The 6221-nt window shown below is 65.1% G+C and carries 8 protein-coding genes; 5 read left to right on the top strand and 3 right to left on the bottom strand.

The genetic code is table 11. The annotated features are described in order from the left end of the window. Window positions 1-199, top strand: a 199-nt coding sequence (locus B3T77_RS14690; protein ID WP_292080571.1) for a hypothetical protein, incomplete at its 5' end; no start/stop codon positions are given. After that, window positions 196-807: a hypothetical protein gene (locus B3T77_RS14685; protein ID WP_292080570.1), complete on the top strand. Its 612-nt coding sequence runs from the start codon at window positions 196-198 to the stop codon at window positions 805-807. The genes B3T77_RS14690 and B3T77_RS14685, both read left to right, overlap by 4 nt. 529 nt (window positions 808-1336) lie before the next feature. On the opposite strand, the gene B3T77_RS14680 is transcribed toward B3T77_RS14685, so the two are convergent. The 3 genes from B3T77_RS14680 to B3T77_RS14670 all read right to left on the bottom strand — a co-directional run bounded on the left by B3T77_RS14680 (window position 1337) and on the right by B3T77_RS14670 (window position 4286). Continuing rightward, a complete protein-coding gene (locus tag B3T77_RS14680; RefSeq protein ID WP_292080569.1) occupies window positions 1337-1798 on the bottom strand; it encodes a hypothetical protein in 462 nt (153 codons plus the stop codon). Between the two features lie 390 nt (window positions 1799-2188). Continuing rightward, on the bottom strand, window positions 2189-2818 hold the full coding sequence (gene fixJ, locus B3T77_RS14675; RefSeq protein WP_165116491.1) for a response regulator FixJ: 630 nt from the start codon (window positions 2816-2818) through the stop codon (window positions 2189-2191). Beyond that, the gene (locus B3T77_RS14670; protein ID WP_292080567.1) at window positions 2808-4286 is read right to left on the bottom strand and encodes a sensor histidine kinase; all 1479 of its coding nucleotides are present in this window, start codon (window positions 4284-4286) and stop codon (window positions 2808-2810) included. Before B3T77_RS14670 ends, fixJ begins: the two co-directional genes overlap by 11 nt. Before the next feature lie 151 nt (window positions 4287-4437). On the opposite strand from B3T77_RS14670, the gene B3T77_RS14665 reads away from it, so the two are divergent. From B3T77_RS14665 to B3T77_RS14655, 3 genes are all read left to right on the top strand, one after another. Then, window positions 4438-5127 (top strand): alternative oxidase, encoded by a 690-nt coding sequence (locus tag B3T77_RS14665; RefSeq protein ID WP_292080566.1) that lies wholly within the window; start codon window positions 4438-4440, stop codon window positions 5125-5127. 304 nt (window positions 5128-5431) lie between these two features. Then, window positions 5432-5839, top strand: a complete 408-nt coding sequence (locus B3T77_RS14660) for a response regulator transcription factor (RefSeq protein WP_271041200.1) — start codon at window positions 5432-5434, stop codon at window positions 5837-5839. Further along, window positions 5814-6221, top strand: a 408-nt coding sequence (locus tag B3T77_RS14655) for a tetratricopeptide repeat protein (RefSeq protein ID WP_292080565.1), incomplete at its 3' end; no start/stop codon positions are given. The genes B3T77_RS14660 and B3T77_RS14655, both read left to right, overlap by 26 nt.

Genomic DNA, 6221 nt, shown 5'->3' with positions numbered 1-6221 from the left:
GAGAAACGGGGGTCACGTCAGAGGCGGCGCTCCACCGCTCCTGGAGACGTGGCACTCGGATTTGGAGGCGCTCGCCGACGACTTGGTCTACTCGCGGTTTCTGACCGGCGAGCTCGTTGATCTCGAGACAGGCGAGAGTGGGCCTAAGGCACTTGTCGCGGTATGTCGGATTCAGATGATCATCGAGGCAGACGCATGACAATCAGCAACCGCACGCCTGTCCCGGACAAGATCACCTTCACCGAGTTTTTGCCCGCTGAAGTCGCAGCGATCACAGGCCTCAACGTCGAAACGCAGCGCGTGTGGCGCCGCCGCGAACAGCTTCCCGGATCGGGCACGCCTGCGCGCTTCTCTCCCTTGGACGTGGCTGAAATTTTCATTCGGTACCAGTTTTCGCTCCACGGCCTTCCGCCCGGACAGAGCCAAGCGATCGGGCGTGCCTATGCGCCGACGCTCCTTCACTTCGCCCTCATTAACGTTGACGGCGCATGTGAAGTGATTGGCTCGAAGGATGATGTGGATCTTTTCGTCCACGCGTTCGAGGACGGTGAGGGGCCCGCAGGCCAGATCTCCTCCGCGACCAATGTTACCCGCTATCTTTGGCATGCCGGCGAAGCCGTGCGTGAGACGAACGACTTGGGCGAGATCACAGCCGCCAACGGACATGTGTCGGCGTCGTTTGTTGACCTCGTCGAAGCTGGAGTCCGTTTAGCCGAGGCCGCGCGTCGCCCCCTGGTCACAGTCGAATTCCCCACGGTCGGCAATGATGTCCGCCGTATCCGTCGGTTAACGGGCGGTCAAACGTAGCGAGCCGTTAAGGAGGAGCTTCTCCGCTCAATCTCCCTGCCCGTTCCAGGGCATCGCTCCTTGGCGCTAATCTCGCTTTTTCGATGCCGATCGATCTAGATTTACGCCCAACGAGGTGAGAAACTTCAGCCCAAAATTGCGGTATGCCGACAGAAACTGCAGCAGATCGTATGAATTGAGCGAGAAACTGTGGCTCTCATCATTACGAACTGCAGCAAGCGGAAACGAGCCCCACTCGACCCGGACCTGCGCGCTGTGCAACTGGAGTGTGGCGCGCTTAACGCAGTCGCTTCTCGGGGTCGATTGACTTGAGACAGTGATCGATGGAATCGCACTGCTCGCATTTGAAATAGAGGTGGAAGAAGGTCTCGTCATAGGTCGGCTTCACGACCTTCTTGGCGATGCCGGCAGCACGTTCGCGCAGAAATCATCAACCAGCCGCAGATAGGGAGCGAGCGCGAAACGCTCGACAGCCCAGTCCTCGCCGCTGGCGAACCCGTCGTCGGGGATACGCCATATCTCCCCATGGTCATCCGGCGACGGGCCGGCGGGCAGATCCATCTCCGCCAGCAGGGTTTCGAACCCGGACGTAGAAGGCGACGTGGGTCTTGTGAAAGGCGGTCGCCCGACGCGTCGCCTTCACGTCGATGATTGTGAAGACCGGGCACCCGCCCGGCGTCGCCGGAGCGCGCCGGATCAGGTCCGGCAGGTTCCGCTTCAATGCGAGGTCCGTGCCCGCGAGAAAGGCTGGCGTACCGTTCGGCGTCAGATTGGCTTGGGCCGCAAACGGCGTCGGGCTGCGCCCTTGAAGGAAGGCTGCAGTGACCTTCTCTTCCAGCGGATCACGTCGCCGGAAAGGCTGTAGGACGCCCCGTTCACAATGGAGTTTGGCGACGACCCGGTTCTCAAACTCGACCCCTTCGTCCGCCCAAGACTTCTTTTTGACGACCTTGGCGACGGGCACCGTGCTCAGCTCGGCGTCGGTGAACAACTCGTAGCGAGTCTTCCGCTCGCACCTGTACTGGAACCACGACTTGATCGTGGAACCGCTGAAGGTTCGCCATGGGCCCCTGCGACTGATCGCGAATCAAACCGCGAGAATCCGGTTATTATAAAGGCCTTCCCACATCGATTTCTGCAACCCTAACCAATCCGATGCGCAAGGTGCCTACCGAGTTGAAAAAGATCTCCGGCAGGCAATGGTACGGGCACTACAGTGCCTGTTCGCTCAAAAGACGCTAGGCCGCTTGGTCGCCAGCATAGGATTGTTGATAGGCCAGCTTCCAGTCGTGGGCGGATGCTTGGTCTTGTCTGCTGTCGGAGACGCTGCTTCCGAGAAGCGCCAGGAGCGGAAACCGCCCAAGGTCCGAAAACGCGACATTCAGATAACTGAGCTGTCGTTCGTGAACGGCTGCAGGGTCAGGACCATCCGCACAAGTTCGGACAGGCTTCCCGCCTGCATTTTCGACATCAGGTTGGCGCGATAGACCTCGACGGTGCGCGGGCTGATGTCGAGGTCGTAGGCGATGACCTTGTTGGCGTGCCCCTCGACGAGCCCCTTCAGCACATCCCGCTCCCGGCCGGACAGGCTGTCGAAGCGGGCGGCGATCTCCCGGCGCTCGGCCTCCGCCGACGCCGCTTCGCCGGCCTTATCGACGACGCGCCGGATCGCCGCCAGCAGCAGGTCGTCGTCGAACGGCTTCTCGATGAAATCGGCTACCCCGGCGTGCATCGCCTCGATCGCCAGGGGCACGTCGGCATGACCGGTGATGATGATCACCGGCTCGCGTGATCCGCCGTCACGCAAGCGCCGCGCCAGTTCGATGCCGGTCATCTCGGGCATGCGAACGTCGGTGACGATGCAGCCGGGCGATCGATCGGACGCGGCGAGAAAGGCGACAGCGGACTCATGGGTGCGGACCGTCAGATCGGCGGTCTCCAGCAGGAAGGCGATCGAGTCCCGCACGGCGGCGTCGTCATCGATCACATGGACGACGGTTTCATTCGCCATCGACCGGCTCCTCTTCAAGGTGGGCGCGCTGCAGGGTGAAGTGGAAATCGGTCCCGCCCGCGTCGTTGGCTTCAAACCAGATTCGGCCGCCGTGGGCCTCGATGATCGTGCGCGAGATCGACAGGCCGACGCCCATGCCGGTGCGCTTGGTCGTCACGAACGGCTGGAACAGCTGGTCCGCCACCTCAGGTAAAATCCCCGCCCCGGTGTCGGAGACCGTGATGCGCACATGCTCGTCGTCGATCGTGGCGACCGTGATCCCGAGGTCCCTGACCGACGCATCCTCCATCACATCGACGGCGTTGCGGATCAGGTTCAGTAGCACCTGCTGCACCTGAACCTTGTCGGCGACCACCCGGTCGGCGGCGGGATCGACATCGAAGCGAACGCGGACGCCGTGCTCGCGCGCGCCGACCAGCGCCAGGGCGCTGGCCTCCTCCACCAGCTTGGGCAGGTCCTCGATGCGCCGCTCGGTCTCTCCCCGCGCAACGAAATCACGCAGACGGCGGATGATGACGCCGGCGCGCAGGGCCTGCTCAGCGGCGCGATCGACGGCGTCCGCCACCCGCTCGAGCGGGACCGTCTCGGCCGCTAGCAGACGCCGCGAGCCCTTCAGATAGTTGGCGATGGCCGTCAGCGGTTGGTTCAGTTCGTGCGCCAGGGCCGACGCCATTTCGCCAAGCGCGGTCAGGCGCGAGACGCGCACCAGGTCGGCCTGGAGCTCCTGCAGGCGCGCCTCCGCCTGCTGCCGCTCGGTCAGGTCGCGAACGAATCCGGTGAAGAAGCGTCCTTCGGCGGTGCGCATCTCGCCGACAGCCAGCTCCATCGGAAAGGTCGAGCCGTCCCGGCGCTCGCCCACGACCACCCGGCCCAGGCCGATGATCCGCCGCTCACCGGTGCGATAGTACCGCTCCAGATAGCCGTCGTGCGCCTCGCGGTGGGGCGACGGCATCAGGACGCTGACGTTCCGGCCGACCGCCTCGTCCGCCGTCCAGCCGAACAGACGTTCCGCCGCGGGGCTGAAGGCCCGCATGACCCCCTTGTCGTCGATCAGGATCATGGCCTCCGGCACAGTGTTGAGGATCAGGCGCAGATGGATCTCGCGGCCCGAAAGCTCGCGGTGCGCGCGCTGAAACCACTCTCCGCCCAGCGTTACGGCGGCGGCGACGATGAGGAACAGCAGGGTCTCCAGCCAGGACGGGTCCGTGGTCCGCGCCAGTGCCAGACCGCCGAACAGCCCCAGCAGCGTCGCGAAGACGCCTGGCCCGGCGCCCCCGAGCGCCGCGCCGACCACGACGGCCGGCACGAAGATCAGGAAGGACGCCTGCGCGTCCAACGGGTCCGGCAGTTGCAGCCGCACCAGGGCCGCCAGGCCGGCGACGAGCAGCGCCGCCCCCGCAGCGATCCACGGCGAGTGCGGTCGGATCAGGGCCGACGGCGAGGTGATCGGCGATCGGAAGACGCGCATCGATCCTTCCCTACCCTTTCCGGCCACCGCTCCGCGCCTCCGCAATTCCCCCTAGGGTCAAGACCCAAATACCGGGATGCAGGGAGTGATTCTACACCGCCGTCATCGCCAGACGCCGGATGGACCGGCGGACATCCCAAGGATACAGGCCATGAGCGCCCCCCTCGTCGATCTCTCCATCCACCACCAGCCCAAGGGGCTGTCGGACCGCGTCGCCTTCGGCTTCACCAAGCTGCTGCGCTGGTGCGCCGACACCTTCTTCGCCAAGCGCTACGGCCACCGCGCCGTCGTTCTGGAGACGGTCGCGGCCGTGCCCGGGATGGTTGGTGCCACCATCAACCACCTCAGCTGCCTGCGCCGCATGTGCGACGACAAGGGGTGGATCAAGACGCTGATGGACGAGGCCGAGAACGAGCGCATGCACCTGATGACCTTCATCGAGGTGGCCAAGCCGACCCTGTTCGAGCGGTTCGTCATCGTCTCGGTGCAGTGGGTCTTCTACCTGTTCTTCTTCGCCCTCTACCTGGTCTCCTCCAAGACGGCGCACCGCGTGGTCGGCTATTTCGAGGAAGAGGCGGTGATCAGCTACACCCACTACCTGGCCGAGATCGACGAGGGCCGCAGCCCCAACGTCCCCGCTCCGGCGATCGCCAAGGCCTATTGGGGCCTGCCCGAGGACGCCACCCTGCGTGATGTGGTGCTGGTCGTCCGGGCCGACGAAGCCCACCACCGCGACGTCAACCACGGCTACGCCAACGAGCTCGGCGGCCTGCCGGTCCCGGCGGTGGCGCCCTGCCCGCCCCACATCGCCCTCGAGCCCACCTGGAAGACTGCAGCCTGACCCACGTCGTTAGACCTTGTGAAGCCCCCGGCCATCCGCCCGGGGGCTTTGTTTTACCGCCCACGCCACGACTGCGTTGCGCCATGAGCGGACGTTGGCTCCCCGCGGGACATCGGACGTAATCGGGACCCCGGTCGAACCCTGGAGCGGCATAGGGCGGCTTGAGAAATGCATTGTCGCGTGAGCTTCCCGAAACGTCCTGCGTTTCAGACGACCGGCATTGTGGTCTCTTCCCTAGGGCTTGATTCACACTCTCGACTGCATCATGTCGCCAGGTTCGGGCGGGCCAGTTATGGAGCGAGTAATGGCGCGCATTCTGATCGCGGACGATGACCCGCTACTGCGGGCCTTGCTGCAGCACAAGCTGGCGGCGGAGGATCACCAGATCTTCGCGGCCGAGCATGGCGGCGAGGTTCTGGACATGGTCAGGGATCATGCGCCCGATCTGATCGTTCTCGACGCTATGATGCCGGTGATGGACGGGTTCGAGGTGCTGCGCAGGCTCAAGGCCGGCGCCGGTACGCGCGACATCCCCGTGATCATGCTGACCGCCCTGAAGCGTGAACAGGATGTGGTCGGCGGGCTGCAACTGGGCGCCGCCGACTATCTGGCCAAGCCCTTCATTCCCGACGAACTGGTGCAGCGTATCCGACGCCTGCTGGCCACGGCGCAGATGGAGCAGGGGCATGATCGTTCAAGACGTCCCGGCTGAGGTCCGCATCGACCCGACGGCGCTGTATGAAGCGGCGGTCGCGGATCGGCGGGCGGGACGCAACGAAGCGGCCCTGGAGAAACTGGATCGCGTCCTTCAGTCCCGTCCCGGAGATGTGGACGCCCGCCTGAACCGCGCGCTCGCCCTGCTGGCGCTGCATCGGTCCATCGAGGCCGAGGCGGATTTCCGCGCGGTTCTGGACGCCGCACCGGACTATGTCGACGCCCGCGTCGGGTTGGCCCGTGCCGCGCAACGCCGGGGCGATCTCGCACAGGCCCGGGTCGAGGCGGGACGGGCGCTGGCCGCCGCGCCGGACCGTCCCGATGTCCGCGCGCTGAGGCCGACGCTCGGGCTGCCGGCCGTCTGGAGAGTGGATTTCGAC

The organism is Brevundimonas sp. UBA7838 (genome assembly GCF_002500885.1).
GTDB lineage: Bacteria > Pseudomonadota > Alphaproteobacteria > Caulobacterales > Caulobacteraceae > Brevundimonas > Brevundimonas vesicularis_C.
The sequence above is the reverse complement of the archived record's forward strand: the minus strand, read 5'-3'. Positions and strand labels throughout refer to the sequence as shown.

Excerpts from the sequence above, each read along its gene's own strand:
- B3T77_RS14665 (WP_292080566.1), top strand. The coding sequence starts at position 4,438 with ATGAGCGCCCCCCTCGTCGATCTCTCCATCCACCACCAGCCCAAGGGG.
- fixJ (WP_165116491.1), bottom strand. The coding sequence starts at position 2,818 with ATGGCGAATGAAACCGTCGTCCATGTGATCGATGACGACGCCGCCGTG.
- B3T77_RS14685 (WP_292080570.1), top strand. The coding sequence starts at position 196 with ATGACAATCAGCAACCGCACGCCTGTCCCGGACAAGATCACCTTCACC.
- B3T77_RS14660 (WP_271041200.1), top strand. The coding sequence starts at position 5,432 with ATGGCGCGCATTCTGATCGCGGACGATGACCCGCTACTGCGGGCCTTG.
- B3T77_RS14670 (WP_292080567.1), bottom strand. The coding sequence starts at position 4,286 with ATGCGCGTCTTCCGATCGCCGATCACCTCGCCGTCGGCCCTGATCCGA.